Annotated in this window: 28 protein-coding genes; 18 read left to right on the top strand and 10 right to left on the bottom strand. The window is 71.1% G+C overall.

All coding sequences use genetic code 11. The features are described 5' to 3' along the window. Positions 1-59 precede the first annotated feature (59 nt). On the bottom strand, positions 60-737 hold the full coding sequence (locus tag ABEA10_RS34125) for a hypothetical protein (RefSeq protein WP_329253049.1): 678 nt from the start codon (positions 735-737) through the stop codon (positions 60-62). 152 nt (positions 738-889) lie between these two features. Between ABEA10_RS34125 and ABEA10_RS34120 the strand changes: the two genes are divergently transcribed. The 6 genes from ABEA10_RS34120 (at position 890) to ABEA10_RS34095 (ending at position 6,574) form a co-directional block, all read left to right on the top strand. After that, positions 890-1,465 (top strand): YqgE/AlgH family protein, encoded by a 576-nt coding sequence (locus tag ABEA10_RS34120; RefSeq protein WP_345471029.1) that lies wholly within the window; start codon positions 890-892, stop codon positions 1,463-1,465. Positions 1,466-1,469: 4 nt separating this feature from the next. After that, complete coding sequence (locus ABEA10_RS34115) at positions 1,470-1,712, top strand: DUF3039 domain-containing protein (protein WP_329253054.1); 243 nt, start codon at positions 1,470-1,472, stop codon at positions 1,710-1,712. An 82-nt stretch (positions 1,713-1,794) separates the two neighbouring features. Further along, positions 1,795-2,775, top strand: coding sequence for a zinc metalloprotease (locus tag ABEA10_RS34110; RefSeq protein ID WP_345471024.1), 981 nt, complete (start codon positions 1,795-1,797; stop codon positions 2,773-2,775). Positions 2,776-2,906: 131 nt separating this feature from the next. Further along, positions 2,907-4,670 (top strand): DEAD/DEAH box helicase, encoded by a 1,764-nt coding sequence (locus ABEA10_RS34105; protein ID WP_345471022.1) that lies wholly within the window; start codon positions 2,907-2,909, stop codon positions 4,668-4,670. A gap of 43 nt (positions 4,671-4,713) precedes the next feature. Beyond that, entirely contained in the window at positions 4,714-5,022 is a 309-nt protein-coding gene (locus ABEA10_RS34100) for a GNAT family N-acetyltransferase (protein WP_345471020.1), read from the top strand. Positions 5,023-5,161: 139 nt separating this feature from the next. Beyond that, positions 5,162-6,574 (top strand): dihydrolipoyl dehydrogenase family protein, encoded by a 1,413-nt coding sequence (locus tag ABEA10_RS34095; RefSeq protein WP_345471018.1) that lies wholly within the window; start codon positions 5,162-5,164, stop codon positions 6,572-6,574. Between the two features lie 26 nt (positions 6,575-6,600). Here ABEA10_RS34095 and ABEA10_RS34090 read toward each other — a convergent pair whose 3' ends face one another. The 3 genes from ABEA10_RS34090 to ABEA10_RS34080 form a co-directional block, all read right to left on the bottom strand. After that, on the bottom strand, positions 6,601-7,107 hold the full coding sequence (locus ABEA10_RS34090) for a gluconokinase (protein WP_345471017.1): 507 nt from the start codon (positions 7,105-7,107) through the stop codon (positions 6,601-6,603). Between the two features lie 28 nt (positions 7,108-7,135). Further along, positions 7,136-7,714 (bottom strand): isochorismatase family protein, encoded by a 579-nt coding sequence (locus tag ABEA10_RS34085; protein WP_329253072.1) that lies wholly within the window; start codon positions 7,712-7,714, stop codon positions 7,136-7,138. Positions 7,715-7,851: 137 nt separating this feature from the next. Continuing rightward, the gene (locus ABEA10_RS34080) at positions 7,852-9,159 is read right to left on the bottom strand and encodes a nicotinate phosphoribosyltransferase (protein WP_425551001.1); all 1,308 of its coding nucleotides are present in this window, start codon (positions 9,157-9,159) and stop codon (positions 7,852-7,854) included. Between the two features lie 57 nt (positions 9,160-9,216). On the opposite strand from ABEA10_RS34080, the gene clpS reads away from it, so the two are divergent. From clpS to ABEA10_RS34050, 6 genes are all read left to right on the top strand, one after another. Then, positions 9,217-9,507, top strand: a complete 291-nt coding sequence (gene clpS / locus ABEA10_RS34075; protein WP_345471014.1) for an ATP-dependent Clp protease adapter ClpS — start codon at positions 9,217-9,219, stop codon at positions 9,505-9,507. Further along, positions 9,507-10,055, top strand: a complete 549-nt coding sequence (locus ABEA10_RS34070; protein WP_345471013.1) for a DUF2017 domain-containing protein — start codon at positions 9,507-9,509, stop codon at positions 10,053-10,055. The genes clpS and ABEA10_RS34070 overlap by 1 nt, the downstream gene beginning before the upstream one ends. Positions 10,056-10,090: 35 nt before the next feature. After that, positions 10,091-10,522 carry a M67 family metallopeptidase gene (locus ABEA10_RS34065; protein ID WP_329253104.1) on the top strand — a complete coding sequence of 144 codons (432 nt, stop codon included), beginning with the start codon at positions 10,091-10,093 and terminating at the stop codon, positions 10,520-10,522. A 204-nt stretch (positions 10,523-10,726) separates the two neighbouring features. Further along, positions 10,727-10,999, top strand: coding sequence for a MoaD/ThiS family protein (locus ABEA10_RS34060; protein WP_329253107.1), 273 nt, complete (start codon positions 10,727-10,729; stop codon positions 10,997-10,999). Position 11,000: 1 nt separating this feature from the next. Continuing rightward, entirely contained in the window at positions 11,001-11,948 is a 948-nt protein-coding gene (locus ABEA10_RS34055) for a PLP-dependent cysteine synthase family protein (RefSeq protein ID WP_345471303.1), read from the top strand. Between the two features lie 75 nt (positions 11,949-12,023). Further along, the gene (locus tag ABEA10_RS34050) at positions 12,024-12,752 is read left to right on the top strand and encodes a Clp protease N-terminal domain-containing protein (protein WP_345471008.1); all 729 of its coding nucleotides are present in this window, start codon (positions 12,024-12,026) and stop codon (positions 12,750-12,752) included. Between the two features lie 29 nt (positions 12,753-12,781). Here the strand turns inward: ABEA10_RS34050 and ABEA10_RS34045 are convergent, their stop codons facing one another. Then, positions 12,782-13,480, bottom strand: coding sequence for a GAF and ANTAR domain-containing protein (locus ABEA10_RS34045; RefSeq protein ID WP_345471006.1), 699 nt, complete (start codon positions 13,478-13,480; stop codon positions 12,782-12,784). A gap of 360 nt (positions 13,481-13,840) precedes the next feature. Here ABEA10_RS34045 and ABEA10_RS34040 point away from each other — a divergent pair, with 360 nt between their 5' ends. Beyond that, positions 13,841-14,629, top strand: a complete 789-nt coding sequence (locus ABEA10_RS34040) for a thioesterase family protein (protein WP_345471005.1) — start codon at positions 13,841-13,843, stop codon at positions 14,627-14,629. Between the two features lie 7 nt (positions 14,630-14,636). On the opposite strand, the gene ABEA10_RS34035 is transcribed toward ABEA10_RS34040, so the two are convergent. From ABEA10_RS34035 to ABEA10_RS34020, 4 genes are all read right to left on the bottom strand, one after another. Then, positions 14,637-15,353 carry a hypothetical protein gene (locus ABEA10_RS34035; RefSeq protein WP_345471003.1) on the bottom strand — a complete coding sequence of 239 codons (717 nt, stop codon included), beginning with the start codon at positions 15,351-15,353 and terminating at the stop codon, positions 14,637-14,639. An 11-nt stretch (positions 15,354-15,364) separates the two neighbouring features. Further along, positions 15,365-17,461: a hypothetical protein gene (locus tag ABEA10_RS34030; RefSeq protein ID WP_345471001.1), complete on the bottom strand. Its 2,097-nt coding sequence runs from the start codon at positions 17,459-17,461 to the stop codon at positions 15,365-15,367. After that, a complete protein-coding gene (locus tag ABEA10_RS34025; protein ID WP_345470999.1) occupies positions 17,458-18,066 on the bottom strand; it encodes a toll/interleukin-1 receptor domain-containing protein in 609 nt (202 codons plus the stop codon). Before ABEA10_RS34025 ends, ABEA10_RS34030 begins: the two co-directional genes overlap by 4 nt. Positions 18,067-18,133: 67 nt before the next feature. Continuing rightward, on the bottom strand, positions 18,134-19,441 hold the full coding sequence (locus ABEA10_RS34020; protein WP_345470997.1) for a helix-turn-helix domain-containing protein: 1,308 nt from the start codon (positions 19,439-19,441) through the stop codon (positions 18,134-18,136). 795 nt (positions 19,442-20,236) lie between these two features. Between ABEA10_RS34020 and murI the strand changes: the two genes are divergently transcribed. The 5 genes from murI to ABEA10_RS33995 all read left to right on the top strand — a co-directional run bounded on the left by murI (position 20,237) and on the right by ABEA10_RS33995 (position 23,932). After that, a complete protein-coding gene (gene murI, locus ABEA10_RS34015; protein WP_425550996.1) occupies positions 20,237-21,091 on the top strand; it encodes a glutamate racemase in 855 nt (284 codons plus the stop codon). 111 nt (positions 21,092-21,202) lie between these two features. Next, entirely contained in the window at positions 21,203-21,952 is a 750-nt protein-coding gene (locus ABEA10_RS34010) for an MBL fold metallo-hydrolase (RefSeq protein ID WP_345470995.1), read from the top strand. Between the two features lie 114 nt (positions 21,953-22,066). Next, positions 22,067-22,786: a ribonuclease PH gene (rph, locus tag ABEA10_RS34005; protein ID WP_329253135.1), complete on the top strand. Its 720-nt coding sequence runs from the start codon at positions 22,067-22,069 to the stop codon at positions 22,784-22,786. After that, positions 22,783-23,361 carry an RdgB/HAM1 family non-canonical purine NTP pyrophosphatase gene (rdgB, locus tag ABEA10_RS34000; RefSeq protein ID WP_345470991.1) on the top strand — a complete coding sequence of 193 codons (579 nt, stop codon included), beginning with the start codon at positions 22,783-22,785 and terminating at the stop codon, positions 23,359-23,361. The genes rph and rdgB overlap by 4 nt, the downstream gene beginning before the upstream one ends. 94 nt (positions 23,362-23,455) lie before the next feature. Further along, positions 23,456-23,932 carry a hypothetical protein gene (locus tag ABEA10_RS33995; protein ID WP_345470990.1) on the top strand — a complete coding sequence of 159 codons (477 nt, stop codon included), beginning with the start codon at positions 23,456-23,458 and terminating at the stop codon, positions 23,930-23,932. A gap of 37 nt (positions 23,933-23,969) precedes the next feature. Here the strand turns inward: ABEA10_RS33995 and ABEA10_RS33990 are convergent, their stop codons facing one another. Continuing rightward, positions 23,970-24,887, bottom strand: coding sequence for an anti-sigma factor RsbA family regulatory protein (locus ABEA10_RS33990; protein ID WP_345470988.1), 918 nt, complete (start codon positions 24,885-24,887; stop codon positions 23,970-23,972). Positions 24,888-24,896 lie beyond the last annotated feature (9 nt).

Raw genomic sequence — 24,896 nt, 5'->3', positions numbered from 1 at the left:
CCCCCGGACCCGTACGGCTCCGGGGGGAGGAATCCCGGCCCTTCAGGGCCGGGATGAGGTCACTTGTCGCCGAACATCTTCTCCTTGCGGCCCGGCCACTGGCGGCCGTACCAGAAGACGATCAGGCCGGTCAGCATCGCGGCGATGCCCGTGGCCACCCTGGCGACGATCATCCCGCTGTTCGGGCCCGTGTGCGGCAGCGTGTGGCCCGGTGCCTTGCGGGCGCAGTGCGCCGTACGGTCAAGGCTCTTGACCGGGACGTTGTGCCAGGTCACGGCGATCGTGGTCGCGTGGTCCTCCTTGATGGTCAAGGTGGACTTGCGGGTGGCGCCCGCCGGGATGCGGTCGGCCACCGAGATCGAGCCGTCCGTGGTGATGGTGTAGTCCTCGGTCGACCTGCCGCGGTTGGTGACCGACACCAGCACGCTGCGGCCGGGGCACCGCACGGTGCCGATGGCGACCTTCAGCGGCGCGTTCGGCGTCACCGACGGCGCCGGGGGCGTGACCGGGTTCTTGCTCGGTGTCCGGCTCGACCGCGTCGGCGAGGGCCGGTGCGTGGGCGTGTGGGACGGCTTGGCGGACCTGGAGTGAGAGGCCGAAGGCGACGCCGAGACGTTGGGTGAGGGCGTGGCGCTCGTCAGCTGTGAGGGGGAGGAGCCGTTGAACAGCATCGGGATGACGATGAGCGCCCCGACGACAAAGAACACGGCCGCGATGACGACCCGGGAAACCTGCATCGGGGTCCTCCGTAGGTGGGGGGCACACCTTCGTGATCTAGTTTGTGATCTAGGCCCGTATTCTGCCGATTACCCAAGGGCCGAGGGCGCGTAACCGACGTACTCGGCCGTGCACTGTTCGCATGCGGGCCCCGGCACAGGATGATTGAGTCATGGACGACGGGATAATCGCGGGCCGGCTGCTCGTCGCTACCCCACGGCTGGCCGACCCGAACTTCCGGCGCAGCGTGGTCCTTCTCGTGGAGCACGAGGAGGAGGGCGGCACGCTGGGAGTCGTGCTCAACAGGCCCACCGAGGTGCCCGTCGAACAGGTGCTCCCGCCCTGGTCGGAGTTGGTGACGGGCCCGTCCGTGGTGTTCCAGGGCGGTCCTGTCGCGCTCGACAGCGCGCTGGCGCTCGCACACGTGCCCGGCACCGACGAGCCGCTGGGCTGGCGGGCGCTGAACGGCAGCCCCGCGGTGGCCCGCATCGGCCTCGTCGATCTCGACGCGCCGCCGGAGCTGCTCGCCACCGAGGTCGCGAAGCTGCGAGTTTTCGCCGGGTATGCCGGATGGGGGGTTGGCCAGCTCCGGTCAGAGGTCGAAGACGGCGCCTGGTACGTCGTGCCGGCCGAGTCCGATGATGCCTTCCGCGACGACCCGGGGCGCCTGTGGCAGGACGTCCTGCGGCGTCAGGGCGGCGATCTGGCGTTCGTCGCAACGTTTCCCGAGGATCCGTCACTAAACTGAGCCCGTGAGTACGAAGATCCTTCCTGAGAGCGACACCCGGCCGGACCTCTCCCACGGCGACGGCGGTCACGAGCGTTTCGCGCACTATGTGCAGAAGGACAAGATCATGGAGAGTGCCGTCAGCGGCACGCCCGTGATCGCGCTCTGCGGCAAGGTGTGGGTGCCGAACCGCGACCCGAAGAAGTACCCGGTCTGCCCGGAATGCAAGGAGATCTACGAGTCGATGTCCGGCGGCGACGACGAGTGAGCGTCAAATCGGCTTGACGGACCCGCGCGTCGGGCGCTCCGCGCGGCGCTGAGGTCTAACCTCTCCGTCCCGGGGGGAATCCATGAGACGGAGAGTCCTGTGGGGCCTGTTCGGAGTCGTTCTCGCGTCGTGCGCCACGGTGCCGGCGAGCACCTGCGCGCCGGCCCCTCGCGGAGTGGCCTGCCTGCGGCGCGCCTCCGCCGCCGCGGTCCGCACCGGCCGTCCGCGTGACTCCGACGGCCTGTCGCCGGCGCAGGTCAAAGCGATGCTGCGTGACTTCACCCAGACCCTGCGCCGCCGCTACGGAGTCGCCGACGAGCGGCAACTGGAGTCGAGCCGGCGGCTCGCGGGCCGCATCGTCGTCCCGGTCCGCTTCCACGTCATCACCGACGGGCGGAGCGGCCGGCTGACCACGGCGACCATCGACCAGCAGATCCGCAGCCTCAACGCCGCCTACGGCGGCACCACGGGCGGCGCCGACACGGGGGTGTCGTTCCGGCTCGTCAGCGCCGACGTCGTCCGCAACACCGACTGGTTCGAGCGCCCGCACGAGCTCCAGGGCCCGATGCTCGGCGCCCTCGTCAGAGGCGGCCCCGGCACGCTGAACCTCTTCACCGCCGCGGTCGGCTCGCAGGTGCTCGGCTTCTCCGCGTTCCCGCAGGCGTACCGCCTGCACCCCACGCTGGACGCCGTGGTCGTCGACTACCGCAGCGTCCCCGGCGGATCGTTCGCCCACTTCAACCGGGGCTACACGGCGGTGCACGAGACCGGGCACTGGCTCGGCCTGTTCCACCCGTTCGAGAACGGCTGCGTCCCGCCCGGCGACGGCGTGGACGACACCCCGTACGAGAGCACGCCGACCACCAACTGCCCCTCGGCGAAGGACTCCTGTCCGCAGCCGGGCACGGATCTGGTGCACAACTTCATGGACTACGCCTGGGACCCGTGCATGACCTCGTTCACGCCGGGCCAGGGCCTGCGCATCCGCGCGATGTGGGCGGCCTACCGCGCGGGCGGGAGCGGCGCCCGCCTCTCGCTCGGCCAGGTCCGCCGGCAGCGGTAGGGGCTGGGTTTCGGGCCGCCGCCGGGCCGCGGAAAACCCTGGGGAACCCCTAACACGAGCCGCCGGGGTTGCCATGGATCACATCACGCTCGGCATGTCCTGTCGGTGCTTACGGGTAGCCTCTCTTCACCGTGAGCACGTTCGCCGCATCCGACACCCCTCCCGCGCTGCCCGGGCGGGCGCCCTGGGGCACCGCCCCGGCGCTTCGTGCCTGGCAGCAGGCCGCGCTGGAGGAATACTTCCGGACCGAGCCCCGTGACTACCTCGCCGTCGCGACGCCCGGCGCGGGCAAGACGACCTTCGCGCTGCGGCTGGCGGCCGAGCTCATGGGGCGCCGGGTGGTCGACCGGATCACCGTCGTCTGCCCGACCGAGCACCTGAAGCGCCAGTGGGCCGAGTCCGCCGGGCGCGTCGGCATCAAGATCGACCCGGAGTTCAAGAACGCGCACGGCCGTACGGCCAAGGACTTCGTCGGCGTCGCCGTCACCTATGCCCAGGTCGCCGCCCACCCGGCGCTGCACCGCAACCGCACGGAGGACCGCCGCACCCTCGTGATCATGGACGAGGTCCACCACGCGGGCGACGGCAAGTCCTGGGGCGACGCGATCCGCGAGTCGTTCGACCCGGCCACGCGGCGGCTGGCGCTCAGCGGCACGCCGTTCCGCACCGACATCAACCCGATCCCCTTCGTCACGTACGAGGAGGTCGCCGGCGTCCGCCGCAGCCGCGCCGACTACACCTACGGCTACGGCCCGGCGCTGGCCGACGGGGTGGTCCGGCCGGTGATCTTCCTGGCGTACGCGGGGGAGATGCGCTGGCGCACCCGCGCCGGCGACGAGATCACCGCGACGCTCGGCGAGCCGCTCACGCAGGACCAGATGTCCCAGGCATGGCGCGCCGCGCTCGACCCCAAGGGCGAGTGGATCCAGCAGGTGATCGCCGCCGCCGACCGCCGGCTGACCGAGGTGCGCCGCGGCGTGCCCGACGCGGGCGGCCTGGTCATCGCCAGCGACCACGAGGCCGCGCGGGCGTACGCCAAGATGATCCGCAACGTGACCGGCGCCGGGGCGACCGTCGTCCTGTCCGACGACCCGTCGGCGAGCCGGAAGATCAAGCAGTTCAGCGAGTCCGAGGACCGCTGGATGGTCGCCGTGCGCATGGTCTCCGAGGGCGTCGACATCCCGCGGCTCGCCGTCGGCGTCTACGCCACCTCGACCTCGACCCCGCTGTTCTTCGCCCAGGCGGTCGGCCGCTTCGTCCGTGCGCGGCGGCGCGGTGAGACCGCGTCGGTGTTCCTGCCGTCGGTGCCGACCCTCATGGGCCACGCCGCAGAGATGGAGACCGAGCGCGACCACGTCCTCGACCGCCCCAAGCGTGAGGACGGCCTGGACGACGACCTGCTCGCCGAGGCCAACCGCAGGCGCGACAACCCCGACGTCGGCGAAGAGCTCCCCTTCGAGACCGTCGAGGCGTCGGCCCACTTCGACCGGGTCGTCTTCGACGGCGGCGAGTTCGGCATGGGGGGTGCGCCGGGCTCGGCCGAAGAAGAAGACTTCCTGGGCATCCCGGGCCTGCTGGAGCCCGACCAGGTCGCGAGCCTGCTGAAGCAGCGGCAGGCCGAGCAACTGGCCGCCCAGCGAAAGAAGGGCGGGAAGGCGGCGAAACAGGACGACCGTACGGCCGCCGAGGACCTCCACGCGCTGCGCAAGGAGCTGAACAACCTGGTCGGCGCCTGGCACCACCGCACCGGCCAGCCCCACGGCGTGATCCACGCCGAGCTCCGCCGCACCTGCGGCGGCCCCCCGTCGGCCCAGGCGAGCACCGAGGACGTCCGCAAGCGCATCGCCAAGATCCGCGAATGGGCCGCCCGACCGACCCCGCGCACAAAGGACTAGGGTCCGTCTCAAAGTCCGCGCCGCGCAGTAGAACAGCGGGGCTTTGAGGACAGGCTCTGGGACCTGTCTGGAAGACGGCGGGGCCTGGCGGGTCGAACTGCGCAGGATGGTGATCTCCCCGGCACATCGGCGTACGGGCCTGGGCCGCTCGCTGCTGACGAGCGTTCTCGCACGCGCCTACGGGCATCACCGCGCGCGAAGCGTCTGGCTGGACGTGAAGGCGCACAACCACCGCGCCCGCGCGCTGTACGAGGCCGAGGGCTTCACCGTCACCGAGACGCTGACCGGGGCGGTCACCGAGGCCGACGGCGCTCTCATGGACCTCGTCATCATGGCGCACCACGTCCGATAGGTGGGCGCGGGCGCTCACCTCGCGGAGCGACGCGGGGATCGACGGGCGGGAGTCGGCCGCATCCCGCCCGGCCAGGCGGGAAACACTGAAGTGTGTGCCCGGTCACAGAAGGTGACCTGGGACGACTCCGGGGGATGCGATGGCGGGCGAGGACGTCTTCGACGTGGTGGTGATCGGTGCGGGGCCGGTGGGGGAGAACGTCGCCGGACGTGTCGTGCGGGGCGGGCTGACGGCGGCGGTCGTCGAAGAACGCCTGGCGGGCGGTGAGTGCGCGTACTACGCCTGCGTTCCGAGCAAGGCCCTGCTGCGGCCCGTGGAGCTGGCGGCCGACGTGGGCCGGATGCCGGGGCTGGAGCTGCGCGGGCCGATCGACGCCCCCGCGGTGCTGGCACGTCGCGACAAGACCGTGTCGCACCTCGACGATCGCGGCCAGGTGAGCTGGATCGAGGGGCTGCCGGCGACGTTCGTCCGGGGCCGGGGGCGGCTGGCCGGGCCGCTGCACGTCGAGGTGACCGCGCCGGACGGCATCCGTTCACTGCGGGCGCGGCACGCCGTGGTGATCGCGACCGGCAGCGATCCGCTGGTCCCGGGCGTGCCCGGCCTGCTGGAGGCGCGTCCGTGGACGAACCGCGAGGCGACCAGCGTCCAGCAGGTGCCGAAGCGGCTGGTGGTGATCGGAGGCGGGCCGGTCGGCTGCGAGATGTCCCAGGCCCTGCACTCGCTCGGCGCTCACGAGACGACCGTGCTCGTACGCGGTGACCGGCTGCTGACCCGTACCGAACCGTTCGCCGGCGGACTGCTGGCGGCCTCGCTCCAGGAGTCGGGGATCGACGTGCGCTTCGGCCGTTCGACCACCGAGGTCCGGCGGCCGGTGCCGGACGGCCCGGTGACCGTCCGCACCGACGACGGCGCGACGGTCGAGGCCGACGAGATCCTCGTCGCCACCGGGCGGCGGCCGGCCGTACGCGAGCTCGGCCTGGACACGGTCGGCCTGCCGGCGGACCGTCCGATCGAGGTGGACGCCGACATGCGGGCGACCGGGGTGCCGTGGCTGTACGCCGTCGGTGACGTCAACGGGCGCAACCTGCTCACCCACATGGGCAAGTACCAGGCACGGGTGTGCGGCGACGTGATCGTCGCCCGCGCCACCGGCACCCCCGACGACCGGCCGGACCTCCGCGACACCGCGGACGACCAGGGCGCGCCGCAGGTGATCTTCACCGACCCGCAGATCTGCGCGGTCGGGCGGACGGAGTCGCAGGCACGCGCCGACGGCTTCAACGTACGGGCCGTCGAGTACGACATGGGCGAGGTCACGGGCGCGTACCTGCGGGGCGAGCACTACACCGGCCGGGCGAAGATGGTCGTCGACGAGGACCGGCGGGTGCTCGTCGGGGTCACGTTCGCCGGTCCGGGAGTGGTCGACCTCCTGCACAGCGCGACGATCGCGGTCGTCGGGGAGGTCCCCCTCGACCGGCTGTGGCACGCCGTTCCAGCGTTCCCGACGGTGAGCGAGATCTGGCTCCGCCTGCTGGAGGAGTACGGCCTGTGAGGCCGTGACGTACGGCACCACCGAGGTCAGGCGCGCGGAACCAGCCCCGTGCGGTCGATGATCCGCTGGACGACCTGGTCCGGCGGGCCGTCGATGGACACGACGACCGGGTCCTCATCGGGGCCCGGGGCTTCGAGGTCGGCGAACTGGCTGTCCAGCAGCTCCTTGGGGAAGAAGTGCCCGTGCCGGGCGGCCAGGCGTTCTCCGATCAGGTTCTTGCTGCCTTCGAGATAGATCAGGCGCAGGTCCGGCCGGCCCTCCCGCAGCACGTCGCGGTACTTGCGCTTGAGGGCGGAGGAGGTCACGACGGCGGGCGCGGTCTGCTCCCTCATCCACTTCGCGGTGGCCTGCAACCAGGGCCGGCGGTCGTCGTCGTTCAGCGGAATCCCGGCGTGCATCTTCTCGACGTTCGCCCGCGGGTGAAAGTCGTCGGCCTCGGCGTAGGTCCAGCCGAGGCGGCCGGCCAGCAGCGCGCCGATCGTGGTCTTTCCGCTGCCGGAAACGCCCATCAGCAGCAAAATCGGATTAGACATGGATCGCAACGTATCGGGCGGCAAGTGATCAGCGTGCGATGACCGGCTCTCCGGTGAGCCGGACCCCGGCGTCGCTCATCTCCTGCAGCGCGCGCTCGGTGGTCGGCAGGGCCACACCGGCGGTCATTCTGAGCAGCACACGGGTGGACAGCCCCGCGCCCCGGGCGTCCAGCGCGGTCGCCCGTACGCAGTGGTCGGTGGCGATCCCGACGACGTCGACGCTGTCGACCTCATGCTTGCGCAGCCACTCGGCGAGCGGCGTGCCGTCGTCGGCGACGCCCTCGAAGCCGCTGTAGGCCGCCTCGTGCTCCCCCTTGCTGAACACGGCCTCGATCGGCGCCAGGTCAAGGTTCGGGTGAAAGTCGGCCCCGGGCGTGCCGATCACGCAGTGCGGCGGCCAGGAGTCGGCGTAGTCCGGGTGCTCGTCGAAGTGATCGCCGGGATCGAGATGGAAGTCCCGGGTCGCGACGACGTGGTCGTACTCGCCGCGGTGCGCGGAGACGAACGAGGAGATCGCCGCGGCCACGTCCGCGCCGCCCGCGACGGCCAGCGAACCCCCCTCGCAGAAGTCGTTCTGCACATCAACGATGATCAACGCTCGACTCATGACTGCCCTCCCCAGAGTGATCCCCCACGGGGAAAGCTACCCCGGCAGCGGGCCGGAACATCAGCGAACGTCCGCCGAGCTTTGCGCGACCCGCGCGACCTCGCCGCGGCCGGGTTCCAGATCCGCTGCGGCGTCCGTCAGGCATCGCGGAACTCCGTGGGGATGGCCGGGTCGCCGCGGGAGAGCTGGAAGGCGCGGGGTGGGAGTTCGGACAGGGCGCGTTCGTGGCGGGCGCGGGCTTCGGCCAGGGGCTCGCGGCCGACGATCTCCCCGTCCCGTACGAGCTCGGTCAGCAGCGGCCGGTCGTACGGGCCCGGCGCGGGTTCGGCGGTCGCGACCATCTCCGCGATGGCCTTCCCGTCGTCGCCGATGTGGCGGACCGCCCACTTGCGGCCGCCCCGGCTCGGCTTGCCGACCGAGCGCTTGGCCACCGGACGCAGCGGGCCCTCGTCGGACTCCGCCCGTGCCACCAGCTTGTACACCAGGGCCGCCGTCGGCGCGCCCGAGCCCGTCACCAGCGACGTCCCGACCCCGTACCCGTCGACGGGCGCGGCGGACAGGCCCGCGATCGCGTACTCGTCCAGGTCGCCGGTCACGATGATCCGGGTCTTCGAGGCGCCCAGGGAGTCGAGCTGGGCGCGCACCTCGTGCGCGGTCTCGGCCAGGTCGCCGCTGTCGAGCCGTACGGCGCCCAGCTCCGGCCCGGCCAGGTCGACCGCCACGGCGACCGCTCGGGCCACGTCGTACGTGTCGACCAGCAGGGTGGTGTCGCGGCCGAGCGCGTCGAGCTGGGCGCGGAAGGCGTGCCGTTCGTTGTCGTGCAGGAGGGTGAACGCGTGGGCGCTGGTGCCGGCCGTCGGCACGCCGTAGGACCGGCCGGCCTCCAGGTTCGAGGTCGAGGTGAACCCGGCGAGGTAGGCGGCACGCGCCGAGGCGACGCCGGCCATCTCGTGCGTACGGCGGGAGCCCATCTCGATGATGGGCCGGCCGCCCGCGGCGTGCACCATGCGGGAGGCGGCCGAGGCGATCGCGGCGTCGTGGTTGAGGATCGACAGCGCGAGCGTCTCGAGGATGACCGCCTCGGCGAAGTCCGCCTCGACGACGAGGATCGGCGACCCGGGGAAGTACAGGTCGCCCTCGGAGTAACCCCAGATGTTCCCGGAGAACCGGTAGGAGGACAGCCACGCGGCCGTCGGCTCGTCCACGATGCCCTGGGAGGTGAGGAAGTCCAGCGCGGGCCCGTCGAACCGGAAGGCCTCCAGGGCGTCCAGGAAGCGGCCGATCCCGGCCACGACGCCGTAGCGCCGGCCGGCCGGCAGGTGGCGCGCGAAAACTTCGAACACCGCCCGGCGTGCCGCGGTGCCGCCGGCGAGCGCACCGCGCAGCATGGTGAGTTCGTAGCGGTCGGTCAGCAGAGCCGTCGTCGAAAGATCCACGAATGGCAGATTACGGTGAAGGTGTGCACGATGATTGAGGGGAGCTCCCGTTAAGGAGGCACCAAAGTGACCACGGCTCCCGTCGAGCTCGATCGACCGGACGCCGCCGATGACGTGCGACCGGACCGTCCGTGGGTGGCGATCGTGTGGAACGATCCCATCAACCTCATGTCCTACGTGACCTACGTGTTCCAGGCCGTGTTCGGCTACTCCAAGCGGAAGGCCGAGAAGCTCATGCTCGACGTGCACCACAAGGGACGCGCGGTCGTCTCGAGCGGCACCCGCGAGGAGATGGAGCGCGACTGCGAGATCCTGCACTCCTACGGGCTGTGGGCGACCGTCAAGCAGGACATCTGATGAACGGCGGCTTCACCAGCGCCCGCGGCGGACGTGTGCGCCTGCGCATCGGATCGGAGGAGGCCGCCGTCGTGCGCCTGCTCATGGGCCAGCTGCTCGACCTTCTCGGCGAGGGCGACGAGCCGGAGTCCGGGTCCGGGGCCGACGTCGGCATGCCCGACCTGCAGTTGTCGGAGAACACCGCCGTCTCCGACGATCCGGTGCTGGCCCGGCTCTTCCCGGACGCCTACCGCGAGGACCAGAACGCCTCCGCCGAGTTCCGGCGCTACACCGAGGCCGGGCTGCGCGAGGGCAAGCGCGCCGCGGCCAAGACGGTGCTCGCGACGCTCGGCGAGGGCGGCGAGGTCGTCCTCGACCCCGACGAGGCGCAGGCGTGGCTGCGGGCCCTCAACGATCTTCGCCTGGCGCTCGGCGTACGCCTCGACATCACCGAGGAGACGCTTGACCAGATGCGGACGTTCGACTGGGACGATCCGCGCAATGCCGGGTACGCCGCGTACGACTGGCTGACCTACCTCCAGGAGAGCCTCGTACGCGCCCTCTGGTGATCCGGCCGCCGAGGGGCCGTCGCTACGCTGTGCCCATGCTGACGATCGAGCGCGCCATCGTTGACCAGATCATCGCGCACGCGCGTGCCGACCACCCCGACGAGGCGTGCGGCGTCGTGGCCGGCCCGATCGGCTCCGACCGGCCCACGCGCTTCGTCCGGATGGCGAACGCCGAGCGCTCGCCGACCTTCTACCGGTTCGACTCGATGGAGCAGTTCCAGGTGTGGAAGGAGATGGACGACCGCGACGAGGAACCGGTCGTGATCTACCACTCCCACACCGCCACGGAGGCGTACCCCTCCCGCACCGACATCTCCTACGCCTCCGAGCCGAACGCCCACTACGTGCTGGTCTCCACGCGCGAGGCCGACGAGACCGAGTTCCGCTCGTACCGGATCATCGACGGCGAGGTCACCGAGGAGGAGGTCTCCGTCGTGGAGGCCGGCGAATCCGACTCGGTAAACTGACCAACGTGATGACGACGACGATGGTGAAGCGCCGCGGACGCGGGCGTGTCGTCGCACCCGTGCAGAACTTCCTGTTCGGCCACAGCCGGGCCGAGATCGTCTACGACTGTCACTGAGGCATTTCCCCCGAGGCCTGGAATCCCCGGGCGATGCCATGTGTTGGCGTGCGTTGCCGGGGACCGTACGACGAAGGAGCACATCGCCATGGCGATCGAGGTTCGCATCCCGACGATTCTTCGCAACTACACCGACGGCGCGAAGGCCGTCGAGGGTGGTGGGTCCACGCTCGACGAGCTGTTCACCGACCTGGAAGGGCGGCACCCGGGCCTGCGCGACCGGCTGGTCGACGACAAGGGCCTGCGCCGGTTCGTCAACGTCTACCTGAACGACGAGGACGTGCGCTTCCTGGGCGGGCTGGAGACCAAGGTGTCCGACGGTGACACCGTCACCGTGCTGCCCGCCGTCGCGGGCGGCTGACGTGCGCTACGACTCGCTGCTCGACTCGCTGGGCCACACGCCTCTGGTCGGCCTGCCGAGTCTGTCGCCGTCGCCCGACGTACGCCTGTGGGCCAAGCTGGAGGACCGGAACCCCACCGGCTCCATCAAGGACCGGCCGGCGCACTGGATGATCAGTAAGGCCGAGAAGGAAGGCCTGCTGACGCCCGGCTGCACGATCCTGGAGCCCACGTCCGGCAACACCGGCATCTCCCTGGCCATGGTCGCCCGCCTACGCGGCTACCGCATGGTGTGCGTCATGCCGGAGAACACCTCCGCCGAGCGCACCCAGCTGCTGAAGATGTGGGGCGCCGAGATCATCCCCTCACCGGCGGCGGGCGGTTCCAACGAGGCCGTACGCGTCGCCAAGGGGCTCGCCGCCGAGCACCCCGACTGGGTGATGCTCTACCAGTACGGCAACGAGGCGAACGCGCGGTCCCACTACGAGTCCACCGGGCCCGAGCTGCTGGAGGACCTCCCGACGATCACTCACTTCGTCGCCGGTCTCGGCACGACGGGCACGCTGATGGGCGTGGGCCGGTTCCTGCGCGAGCGGGTGCCCGGCGTCGCGATCGTCGCGGCCGAGCCGCGCTACGGCGAGCTGGTGTACGGCCTGCGCAACATCGACGAGGGGTTCGTGCCGGAGCTGTACGACGAGTCGGTGCTGACCACGCGCTACTCCGTGACGTCGGAGGACGCCCTGCGGCGCACGCGCGAGCTGCTGGCGGCGGAGGGCATCTTCGCGGGCATCTCGACGGGCTGCGCGCTCCACGCGGCGCTGGGCATGGCGGCCAAGGCGGTCAAGGCGGGAGAGCGCGCGGACATCGCCTTCGTGGTCGCCGACGCCGGCTGGAAGTACCTGTCCACGGGTGCGTACGACGGCACGCTGGACGAGGCGGAGAAACGCCTGGAAGGCCAGCTCTGGGCGTAGGTGCCCACGGGTTGCCTTCCAACGGATAGGCAACCTGTGGTTGCACCCACTCATGAAGCAATCTATGGTTGCCTCATGAGTGATTCCGTGGTGACCCTGGACACGCTGATCGATCAGGTCCGCACCGGGTTGGAGGCGGCGCCCGTTCTCGATCGGCTCACCCGCGCCGTCGACGTCGCGGCGCGAGTCAGCGAGCTCGGTGAGAACCTCATCGGGTACTACGTCGACGAGGCCCGTCGGGAGGGCGTCTCCTGGGCCGACATCGGCACCCGGCTCGGCGTGAGCCGGCAGGCCGTGCAGAAGAGGTTCATCCCGGCCGGCGACGCGCGCCAGGGTGACCGGGAGGGATTCTGGAGCCGGACCACCGATGGGCTGCGCGCGGTCGTCGGTGAGGCCCGCGAGGAGGCGCGCCGCCGTCGCAAGACCTACCTCGGCACCGAACACCTCCTGCTCGCCCTGATCTCCCGCGAAGACGACCCCGCCACCCGGGCGTTGGCCGCCTGCGGCGCCGGTCCGGCCGCCCTGCGCGCGGCGGTCGACGGCCGCGTCGGCATACCCACCGGTGATCCGCTGCCCGACGAGACGCCCTTCACCCGGCTGTCGCTGACCGTCCTGCGCCACGCGCTGCGCGAGGCGCTGCGCGCCGGCACCGAAAGCGTCGACACCGGACATCTCGCCCTGGGCCTGCTCACCGTCGGCGACGGGCTGGCCCACGACGTCATGGTCAACCTCGGTCTGGGCTATGACTCGCTGCGGGCCGCCCTGGCGGAGACCGGCGGCACGAGCGACGGCGAGCGGCCGTAGAGAGGGCGCCTGTCCGGGCCGTCCGTGGGTCAGTCGCGGTCGGTCGGCGGGGGTGTGAACTCGCCGGTCTTGGCCAGCCGTTCGGCGACGTCGCGCAGTTTGACGTTCGTGTGCTGGGACGAGGCGCTGAGCAGCGCGAACGCCTCCTGGGCGTCGATCCGGTAGCGCTCCATCAAGATGCCCTTCGCCTGCCCGATGACATCGCGGCTCTCCAGCGCGTTCCGCAGCTGGCTCCGCTCGCCGACAGTGGCCATCGCGATGGCGGCGCACGCCGCGACCGAGCGGCCCACCCGCTCGGCGCCCGCGGTGAAGGCGTACGGCTTCGGCGAGTACAGGCTCAGGGCGCCCACCGTGCCGATCCGTACGGACAGGCGGAACGCCAGGACCGAACGCACGCCCCGGGCGACCGCGACCGGGGCGAACCGCGGCCACCGCGACTCGTAGGCCAGGTCGTCGGCGCGTACGGTGTCGGCGAGCAGCGCATCCAGGCAGGGGCCCTGGCCGACGTCGTACTGCAGGGCGTCCAGCCGCGCCGCAAGATCGCCGGTGTACACGGGCGTCGGCGCACCGTCCTGGCCCAGCATGGTCGCGCCCGCGTGGACGGCGCCGGGGACCTCGTTCTCGGCCAACCGCAGGATCTGCTGGACGACGAGGGCTGCGTCGTCCTCAGCCTCCAAGAGCCGCGCCAGCCCCGCCAGGTGATGGCTCACTCCATCAACCGGCGTCATCTCGTCAGACGGCATCGCCTCGCGGTTCTGATCCGGGCCGGGCACACCGCCCGGACATTCTCCAAGCCAACGATCCCAACGGGGCGGCCGACCGGAAAGCCAGGACGCGAACGGACCGCCTCGTACTATCCGGAGAGCGAAGGACCCCTCGCACGAGTGACCGCTCTGGAGCATGCCGGTATGGTTCATGCCGAATGTCGTTCTAATTTTAGGTGGGGGCTGGCATGGGCGAACGGAGTGAGCGAGTCAAAGAACACGCGCGCATGGTCGCTCTTCCGACGAAGGAGGGCGCATGAGCGAGCGGAGCGAGCGAATCAATCAACACGCGCGCCTGGTCACTCCCCCGACGAAGGAGGGCCCATGAACGGCTTCGGCGAGGCGACGGCGGTACGGCGTACGGGCGAGGGGCGTTACGCCGTCGCGCTCGACGGCGACTTCGGGTTCGAACAGGCGCTCAACGGCGGCTACCTGATGGCCGTCCTCGCGCGGGCCGCCCTGGACGCCTCCGGCCGTCCGCACCCGATCTCCACCGCCGCGAGCTTCCTGCGGGTCGCCAAGCCCGGCCCCGCCGAGGTGCTGGTCGAGACGCGCAAGTCCGGGCGTACGGCCGAGGTCGCCCGCGTCTCCCTCGTCCAGGACGACGCCCCGGTCGTCGACGCCCTGATCACCACCGGAACCCTCGACGGCGACGCCGAGCCTCTCTTCTCCGAGGACCCCGGCCGTCTCCCGGCGATCGAGGAGTGCGTCACCTTCGGCGGCGACAAGGAGGACGGGTTCACCGCCCGGGTCGACATGCGGTACGACCCGGCCACCATGGGCTGGCTCGACGGCCGCCCGGGCGGCCGGCCGGAGATGCGCTCCTACTTCCGGCTCCGGGAGGCGTACGAGCCCGACGGCGTCCTGCTGGCGCTCGCCGTCGACGCGCTCCCGCCGGTCGTGCTCAACACCGGACGGTACGGCTGGTCGCCCACGGTCGAGCTGACCTGGCACATGCGGGCGGTACCGGCGCCCGGACCGCTCGCCCTGTACGGCAGCGGCCGCCTCGTCAGCGACGGCTGGTTCGACGAGGACGTCGAGGTCTGGGACGCGGCCGGCCGTCTGGTCGCCCAGAGCCGTCAGATCGCCCGCGCGGGCCGCCGCCCCTCCTGAACCTCCGCTAGAAGTCGTTCCACTCGTAGGTCGGCTGGCCGTACCTGGAGGCGTCGGCGTTCCACACCCGGACGAAGGCGCGTTTGGCGTCGGCGGCCGTCTGGTTGGCCTTGTTGATCGCGTCGTTCCCGCCGGCGTCACTGCACACGCTGCTCGACCCGGCGCGGCGGGCCCAGGTGAGGTACCTCTTGTCCGCGGTCAGCGTCGCGACGGTCATCGAGATCAGTGCCTGCCGGAGCCCGCCTCCGTCGACGATGTCGTCGACCCGCAGGGCGGTCGCCTCGCTCACCTGCTGGGTTCGCTCCTGGACGACCTCGGCGAGCAGCTCGACGTCCGAGGCGGCGTACTCGCACGCGCCGAGAGTGTCGGGCATCTCCGTCCGGGTCGACTGCACGGTCTGCAGGAAGGTGTTCATCGCCGTCAGCTCTTCGGCCGGGTCGGGCAGCGGCGCGGAATTCTGGACGGCCTGCGCCGGAGCGGGCTTCACGGGCCAGTGGTGGTAGGAGGTCACGCCGCCGAGGCCGAGCCCCGCGGCCGTGCACAGCGACACGGCGAGGCTCTTCCACTGCGCCGCGCCGGCCCGGGTGCGTTCGCCGTCGTCCGGTGGCTTCTCGTGCCGTGCGGTCTGCTCGTCGGTCACCGGTTTGGGGAAGAGTTCCTCGTTGCAGTGCGCGCAGAGGACGCGGGGCAGGAAGTTCGTGTTGGAGCACCAGGGGCACTGCATGATCGGGCTCCTTACGCAGTGGCCGGAAAGTCCGGCTCGGTGTCGAGCGGCTTGTAGCCGCGCCGGATCCTCGTCTGTTCGAGCCACTTCCGGCCGTCCGCGGCGACCGTCTCCAGCAGGCTCAGCGCACCGGTGAGGTCGGCCAGGTCGGGCGACGGCGGCGCCTGCTGCTCCTCCAGCAACTGTTCGAGCAGCACCGCGTTGAACGTGTCCACCGTGATGCCGATGGTGTGCCGGTTGACGAGCTCCAGCCGGAACTCCTGGTAGATGGGCACGGCGGACTTCCTGATCCGGTCCTTCTCCTCGTCGGTACGTGGGAGGACGACCTCGCGGTGGCCGTCGTCGAACCGGATGCCGACCTCCTCCACCTGGGCCGAGGCGATCGCGTCATAGCGGAAGGCCGTGCGCTGCTGGTCGCTCGCGACGCCGGTCGGGAAGTCCAGGTGCATCTTCACCTGGCGTACGCCGGACACGGTGAGCAGGAACACCCAGACGACGTATGCGGAGAAGCGCGGCTGCCCGCCCTTGACGCGGGAGCGGCGCGCGGTCTCGGTGCCCTCGGGGAGGACGGCGTGGGTGATCAGGTCGCGGTTCGTCAGCCCGTACTGGTTCATGGCCAGCGTCTTGAGATAGATCTTGTCGTAGTCCAGCCACTGGGCCATCTCGTCGTCGTCCGGCCGGTCGGCGAGGAGCTCGACCCGCTCCTCGTGGGCGAACGTCTCCTCCTCCAGGATCCGGTCGGCCTCGGCCTGGTCGGCGGCGGCGCTGTGCCGCCGCGCGACGTACACGTCGGCCCGGCTCCGCGCCAGGAGGACGGCACCGGCCACCAGCCACAGCACCGCCACGAACGCGACCGTCTTCTGGACCTTGGTCATCTCGTCCAGCGCGTAGTACCAGCCGCCGACGAACGTGGCGAGCCCCACGACCAGCATCGAGAGCCTCAGCAGGCGGTCGGGGTCCTCCGGCTCGCGGGCGGTCCACCGGCGTGCGGTGTTCTCGGCGTACCAGGCGATCAGCCAGTCGACCGCGCCGGGCGACACCTCCGGCTCGGCGTACCGGTCGGCGATGTCCTGCGCCAGCAGCGTACGGGCCCTCATGGTCGCGACCGCCCACCGCGATCGCTGCGCGGCCGACGTCGGCGCGTGCTTGTCGAACTGCTGCCGGACGGTCCGCTCCACGTGAACGCTGAAGTCGGTCGACGCGGGCCGTGGCCGCCGGGGATACAGCGCCGAGTACCGGCCGGGCAGCTGGCCGGGCCCCCAGAGCAGCAGGATCCAGGCGCCGGCGAGGACGACGCCTCCGGTGATCACGGCCGTGTCGGCGCTGCCGAGGGCGACGAGCGTGAACGCCAGGGCGAGCCCGCCCGCGACCAGCGCGGCTCCGCAGACGGCCGCCGCCTGCTCGAACGGCCCGAAGCCGGGCCGTCGTAACGGCTTCGGCCGCGGTGGTTCCGGGTCCGGCTCGAAGAACTTCCACACCCGTTCCTCGCGGTCGTCCGCCGTGCGCTGCCTGCGGGCGATGTCGAGAAGGTCGGCCTCCCGCCGGTCCCGCAGCACGTTGGACAGGATGGGATCCAGGTGGCGGTAGATCTCACGGCGGCGGTCGTCCGGGAGCCGGTCGAAGGCGGACAGGAAGGCGTCGAGCGCGCCCGAGTCGAAGGTGCCGGTCTGCTCCTGCCCCTGGAGGCACGCGATGAGCCCGGTGACCGCGCGGTGCGCGTCGCGCCACTCGTCGGCGGGGCCCTTCTGGCAGAGCCACCGCGCCCGGTCGAGCGCGGCGAACTCCTCCCGCTCGAGCACCTCGAAGGGCTGGTCGCTCAGCACCGCGATGGTCCAGTAGTAGGCGACCTCGTTCACCAGAGAGCCGGTCGACTCCGGGGTGACGAGCGCCTCCTGGACGGCCTCCTCGATGAGCCGTCTCGCCTGGGGCGGCATCTTGCCGGCGAGGCAGCGCTTGGCGACCGCGAACTTCTTCTCGGGCGGGTCGCCGTCCTTGATCTCGTACCGGACGTCGCCGATGACCGTGCCCTGGATGCCGATGCGCGCGTTGTCCGACGCGGTGTTGACCGTGGACGGCCGGGGCCGTCGCCGTTCCCGAGCCGGGCTCATCGGCCGTCCCGTTCGTCCCGCGCGAGGAAGTCGCCGAAGTTGATGTCGCCGACAATGGTGCCCGCCTGCATGCCGACCCGTGCGTTGCCGTAGGCGTTGTTCACCGTGCTCCCCGCCGGCGGGACCACGTTCGCGTCGCGGAGCTCGGGCACCAGCTCGATGAGCGTGGTGGCGAGCCGGTCGAGGTCGGCCTCCATGTCGCGGCTGCGGAGCCGGACGTACTGGCACGTGGCGAGGCGTTCGAGCCCGGCGGGGAGAGCGTCCTTCCGCAGGGGTTCCGCCTCGCCGATCAGCACGGGCACCACGCGGATGCCGAGGTCGAAGGCCTCGACGATCTCGCGCCGCACCCAGTCGGACGCTTTGTCGATCTTGCGGACGTCGTGCTCGTCGCGGACCTCGAGCCAGCGGGGACCGATGACGGCGAGGAGGGCGGAGCTTCGGCGCACGCCCCTCAGCAGCGCTTCTTCGAAGTCGTCGCCCGGCTTGATCGATTTGGCGGCGCGGAAGAAGACGTCGGAGGCGAACCGCTCGGACAGCGCGTGCTCGAGCAGTGCGGCGACGTTCTCCTCGTCGCTCGTACGGTAGTTGACGAAGACGGTGGTCATGGCTCTCTCCCTTGATCGCCGGCCTGGCCGAAGTCGTGTCTCTGGTGGGTCGCCCGCAGGGTGGTGTTCACACCGCCGAGGTCTCCAGCGCCGCGGTGAGCGCGGGATAGAGCTCGCGCACCGTGGGATTCGAGTGCCGGCGCGACAGCGTCCGGGCCAGGCGGCGCAGGTCGGAGGTGATCGTCGCCGAGCTGACGACGGAGGTGATGCCGAGGAGGCGCGTCGTCAGCGCGCACGCGTGCTCGATCTCGCCCGCGGCGGCGTGCGCCAGTGCCTGGCGCACGCCGTACCTGGCGCGGGAGCGGAGCGCCTCGGGCCGGATGCGGGCGACCTGGGCGTCGAGGATCTCGCTCGCCTCCTTCGGCCGGCCCAGCTCGTAGAGGCACCAGCCGGTGACCGTCATGACGGTGTCGGGCACGTTCGTCGACCCGAGCACCGGCGCTTCCGTGCTCCCGGCGGGCGCGGCGAGGAGCTCGCGGGCCCGGTCGAGGCTGCGCATGCAGGCGTCGTAGTCGCCGGCGAGCGCGTGGCCCTGGGCCTCGCGCTGCGCGGCCAGCCCGCGGATGCGGGGCGGTGTTTCCGAGTGGGCCTGCGCCTGGCGCGCCAGCGCGACGGTCTGCCTGGCGTCGCCGCGGTAGAGCGTCACGAGGGCGCGGCGGATCAGCGCGTAGACCGCCAGGTCGTGGTCGTCGCCCGCCTCCGCCATGCTGACCGCGCGGGCGGTCAGCCAGAGAGCGGCCTTCTCCTCTCCGGACTCCTGGGCCATCCAGCCGGCGTACTCGGCGAAGCGCGCCCCGAGTGTCAGCAGGTCGTCGCGGTGGCCCGCCGGCGCCTCGGACGCGAGGACGCTCAGGATGCGGGTCTGCGCGATGACCGGCGGCAGCACGACGCCCGGGCTGGCCGTCTGGCCGAGGGTCCGGTAGTGGTCGAACAGTGATCGGAACGCCGTGAGCGCCGTCGGCTCCTTGGCGGTCGCGGAGATGCCGTGCGCGCTGAGGGTGAGACCAGCCATCGATGACGCGCTCACCGCGAGCGCGTCCCGTCGGCTGATCGGGCGGAACCAGCCCGCCCCGTCCGGCCCGAGATTCATCAGCCATACCTCGCCATCGTCGGTGACCATTTCGAGCGACGGCATTTCGGAAGACGTGACCTCGGTCGGCCGTTCGGCGACAAGAGAAAGGAGCGCCCCGTCGGCGTGGAGTTCGGTGTCGCACATTCGTGCCAACTCCGCCGAAGGTGATTTGCGTCCGGTCTCGATCTTGCTGAGATAGCCCTTGCTGTAATGCAGGCGCTCACCGAACTGTGCCAGTGAGAGGCCGGCCTCCATTCGCATTCGCCGAAGCTCGGAACCGAATAATTTCAGCGATTCCGTCATAATGGCCTCCGTTTCCCGTTGCCGAATCAACGGGGCGTACCGGAAAGTTCGTTCGGGGATCGGACCGGTGGGCCGGGCCGGACGCCGGTGGGGCTGGGCGCGGCGTCGTCGCGACCGGGACGGTGATCCACGGCGGGGAGGGGCGGCTGCGGCCGGCGAGCCGGAGTCCACGGCGACGGAATCCCCCGGGGCGTTTCGGCGCTCCCGGCGGGGCGCATCCCTGTGGTGGATTCGTGGCAAGAACTCCGGACCCCCGTGCAGTGTCAATGATGGTAACACTGCGACAAATCATGTCGAAGGACTCGCTGAAAAGTGAGTCGCCGGGGTGGGTTTCCCGTTTCCTTCTGCAGGAGGTGACCGGAAAACCCTCGCCGCGGGCGTGGCGGCCGGACCCGGACAAGGCGCCTTGGCGGTACGGGCCGGCGGTGTCTGCCGTGCGATATTTCCGCTATGTGAAATATGGCGCATTCGGGCAAGCGATTTCCGCGGAGGGGTCCATTATTGATCATGGAATTATCGATCATGGAATGCCCGGGCCCGAGCGGCGCTCCACTCGCCGCGGCCCTCCCGGCCGCCGGACGGGACCGCTGCCGGACGGGACCGCTGCTGGACGTGGCTGTGCCTGACCGCTGGACGGGGCCGTGCCTGACCGTCGGACGGGGCCGTGCCCGGCCGTCCTCCCGTACGGGCCGCGGTCTGATCCCGTCAGACCGCCCGAGCGGGCCGTAACTGCCACTGACCGGGCGCGCGTCGTCGTGAGGTCGTCGAAATACCCGTGTGACATGCAGCGCATTGATGCCGTGTTCCTCACGGCGTTCTCTAGCCTGTGGGGTCATGTCTGACGCTTCGATCGGAATCTTCGACAGCGGCGTCGGCGGGCTGACCGTCGCCCGCGCGATCCTCGACCAGCTCCCGGACGAGCCGCTCCTGTACGTCGCGGACACGGCGCGTTTCCCGTACGGGCCGAAGCCGATCGCCGAGGTGCGCGCGAACGCCCTCGAGGTGCTGGACCACCTTGTCGAACAAGGCGTGAAAATGCTCGTGATCGCCTGCAACAGCGCGAGCTCCGCGGTGCTGCGCGACGCGCGGGAGCGTTATCAGGTGCCGGTGATCGAGGTCATCCAGCCCGCGGTGCGGGCGGCGGTCAGCGCGACGAGTACGGGAAACGTGGGATTGGTCGCTACTCATGCGACGGTGACCAGTCGCGCTTATGACGATGCGTTCGCCGCTGCGCCTCATGTGACACTGACAAGCGTCGACTGCCCGCGTTTTGTGGAGTTCGTGGAGCGGGGCATCACCATGGGCGACGAACTACTCGACGTCGCACGAGAGTATTTGGCACCGATTGTCGAAGCGGGCTGTGACACGCTCATCCTCGGTTGCACGCATTATCCCTTGCTGACCGGAGTGATCTCCTACGTCGCCGGAGACGGAGTGACCCTCGTCTCCAGCGCCGAGGAGACCGCCAAAGACGTCTACCGGGTACTCCACGACCGCCGCCTGGCCAGAGCGGAGGGCTCCCCGGAACCGAGCCACCGGTTCCTCGCGACGGGGGATCCCGCGCCGTTCGGCGCACTCGGCCGCCGCTTCCTCGGCCCGGAGATCGGGCTTGTCGAATCCGCACCGGTGGGCATCACGTTCTCGGCGTGAGAACGGCCCGCGGGACACTGGAGAGGGGAGCGTCGATCCAGGTGGATGACGCACGAAGGCGACAGCGGAACCGATCGTCCTGCTTTCGGGCGACGTGAGGAGGCCGGCAACGTGCGGATTACGGTGATCGGCTGTTCGGGGAGCTTTCCGGGGCCGGACAGCCCGGCCTCGTGCTATCTGGTCCAGGCCGGCGGCTTCGCGCTGCTGCTCGACCTCGGCAGCGGCGCCCTCGGCGCCCTGCAGAACCACATCGGCCTCTATGACATCGATGCGATTCTGTTCACTCATCTGCACGCGGACCACTGCCTGGACCTCTGCGGTTACTGGGTGGCGCGCAAGTACGCACCGGACGGCCTGAAACCACGCATCCCGGTCTACGGGCCGGACGGAGTGGCCGAGCGGATGGCGCGCGCGTACGACCTGGACCCCGAGCCGGGCATGTCGGAGGCGTTCGACTTCCGCACCCTGGCGCCGGGGACGTTCGAGGTCGGGCCCTTCATCGTGACGGCCGCCACGATGAACCATCCGGTCGAGGCGTACGGCTTCCGCGTGGAGCACGGGGGCGCGGCGCTCGCCTACACCGGCGACACCGGCGAGTGCGAGGCGCTCGTGGACCTGGCGAGCGGCGTCGACCTGCTGCTCGCCGAGGCGTCCTTCGTCGAGCGGGAGGGGCTGCCGGACGACCTGCACCTCACCGCCCGGCAGGCGGGTGTGTACGCCACGCGGGCGGACGCCGGGCGGCTCGTCCTCACCCACCTCGTCCCGTGGAACGACCCCGGCCACACCCTGGCCGAGGCGAAGTCCAGCGGATACCGAGGTCACATCGAACTGGCCAGCCAAGGAGCCGTTTACGAGCTTTAGGCTCCGACCCGACGCCCCTGCCGTCCCACCGCGCGGCGGGGGGCTCCGAGACGGGTGCCGGAGATCGCGCCGGGCCGCCGCGACCGGCGGTCCGGTCTCGATAGGGTGAACGACATGGCTCGTCCCGACGATCGTTCAGCCGACCAGCTCCGCCCCGTCACCATCCGTCGCGGATGGCTCACCCACGCGGAGGGCTCGGTCCTCGTGGAGTTCGGCGGCACCCGTGTCCTGTGCGCCGCCACGGTGCAGGGCTCGGTGCCCCGCTGGCGCCGCGACTCCGGACTCGGCTGGGTCACCGCCGAGTACGCGATGCTGCCGCGCGCCACCACGACGCGCAACGACCGCGAGTCGGTCAAGGGGAAGATCGGCGGCCGTACGCACGAGATCTCCCGGCTCGTCGGCCGGTCGCTGCGGGCCTGCGTCGACTTCAAGGCGCTCGGCGAGAACACCATCCTGCTCGACTGCGACGTGCTGGAGGCCGACGGCGGCACCCGCACGGCCGCGATCACCGGGGCGTACGTCGCCCTGGCCGACGCGGTCGCCTGGATGCGCGACCGCAAGATGCTCAAGTCCAGTCCGCTCGTCGGTTCCGTCGCCGCGGTGAGCGTCGGCATCATCGACGGCGAGCCCCGCCTCGACCTGTGCTACGAAGAGGACGTCAGGGCCGAGACCGACATGAACGTCGTCTGCACCGGCGACGGCCGCTTCGTCGAGGTCCAGGGCACGGCCGAGGGCCAGCCCTTCGACCGTACGGAGCTCGACACGCTGCTCGACCTGGCGGCCGGCGGCTGCGCCGAGCTCACCCGCATCCAGCAGGAGGTCCTGGCGTCGTGAAGGTCGTCCTCGCCACCCGTAACCAGGGCAAGATCGTCGAACTGCGCCGGATCCTCGACGGCGTCGACGTGGTCGGCCTCGACGAGTACCCGGACGCGCCCGACGTCCCGGAGACCGAGCTGACGTTCCAGGGCAACGCCCTGCTCAAAGCGCGGGCGATCGCCGCGCACACCGGTCTGCCCGCCGTCGCCGACGACTCCGGTCTGTGCGTCGACGCGCTGAACGGCATGCCGGGGGTCTTCTCCGCCCGCTGGTCGGGCCGGCACGGCGACGACGAGGCCAACATCGACCTGCTGCTGGGGCAGCTGTCGGACGTCGCGCCGGAGCTGCGGGGCGCCCGCTTCGTCTGCGTGGCCGCCGTCGCCTGGCCGTCGGGCGAGGAGGACACGGTCGAAGGCCAGCTGTCCGGCCACCTCATCGGCGAACGCCGCGGCACGCACGGCTTCGGCTACGACCCGATCTTCGTCCCGGACGACGAGACCCGTACGACCGCGGAGCTCTCCCCGGAGGAGAAGGACGCCATCAGCCACCGCGGCAAGGCGTTCCGCGCCCTGGCCGAACGCCTGCTCGCCTGACCCTGCCCCCGGCCTCCCGCCGGCTCGGAGCGCCGGGCGCCGTCGTGACGTCGAGGAATGACAACCACGACGGCGCTCCGCACGTCAATACACCGTGCTCAAACTGATCATGCGCCGGACGGCGTTCCTCCTCGCCCTGCCGATCCTCGTCGCGGGCTGCGGTGGCTCGTCCTCCGGCGACCCGCACGGCGGCGGCTCCGGCGCCCCGGCGCAACCGGCCGAGACCCAGTCCGCCGCGGCCGGTGCCGCGAAGACCGGCTACACGACGCCCATGCAGATCGCCCAGAAGATCAAGAATGCCGGTCTGGGCTGTGCGAAGCCCCGCCCGGCCGAAGTGGCGGGAGGCAAGAAGGTGACCTGCACGGTCAACGGCGAGCAGGTCAACATCGAGGTCTATCCGTCGGAGCAGGTCTTCAAGCAGGTGATGAAGGCCGTCTGCGGCACGGGCGTCAAGCTCGCGTCCGTCTCCGACAACCGGCGGTGGGACGTCACGCCGGACACCGCGCGTACCGCCAAGCGCCTGCAGAAGGCGGTCGGGGGACGGGCGGAGATGCTCTGCGCCCACATCTAGACGCCTCCGCGCGCACGGCTGCTCGCCGGGCCGGCACTCAGCGGGTGCGGACGCGCAGGCGGACGTCGGTGCCGTCCGGGCCCGTACGCAGCTGGACCAGCGGGCACAGCATGCGGACTCCCCACAGGCCGAAGCCCGCGCGGACCAACGGGTCCGGCGGCAGAAAACCCGGCAGGCCCTCCGGCTGCCAGTGGCCGCCGTCCGTCACGTCGACCACCACGTCGCCGTCGTCCGTCCACGTGCGGCAGGTGACCGGGGGCAGGCCGTGCCGGATCGCGTTCGTGGCGACCTCCGTCGTCGCCACGAGCAGGTCGTGCAGGCGGGCGGAGGAGATGCCGTGGCGCTCGGCGTGGTCACCGACGAAGGCGCGCAGGCGCCGCAGGTCGATGTCGTCGACCGGCATCTCCTGCGCGTCCGGGGGGACGGGCGGCAGCGGCCGCCGGTCGATCTCGGCGTAGATCGTGGCGGGCTCGGCGTAGGCCTCGTTGGCGTGCGGGCCGGACTCGCCGAGCAGCTCCGGGTGGGTGCGCAGCGCGCCGTGGAGCACCTCGGCGGCCGTGGTGCGTGCGTCGTACAGGCACAGCACGGACGCGCCGATCTGCGCGAACGCCTGGTTGACGATCGACTCGTAGCGGACCCACTCGGCGATCTCGGCCGGTGAGCCGCCCGCCCAGCCGGGCTCGGCGAGGACGCGGATGCGCCGGCCGGGGTTCTGGTCGATGACGGCGCTGTACGCCGCGATGGTGCGCGTCGGCTGGGAGTACCAGTGCACGGCGTCGCGGAACTGCACGCCCGAGGCGCCGAGGGCCTCGCGCAGAAGGTCGAGGGAGGAGCCGGGCGCGACGGCGAGCACCACCTCGTCGGCGGCCAGCCCGTCGCGGAGAAACGGGGCCGCGGCGTCGAGGAAGGTCCGCTCGTCGGCGTAGATCATGGCCCGGTGGGTGAACCTCGTCATGGGCCCTCC

Source organism: Actinoallomurus oryzae, assembly GCF_039541955.1.
Classification (GTDB): Bacteria; Actinomycetota; Actinomycetes; order Streptosporangiales; family Streptosporangiaceae; genus Actinoallomurus; species Actinoallomurus oryzae.
This window is presented reverse-complemented; position numbering and strand designations above follow the sequence as displayed.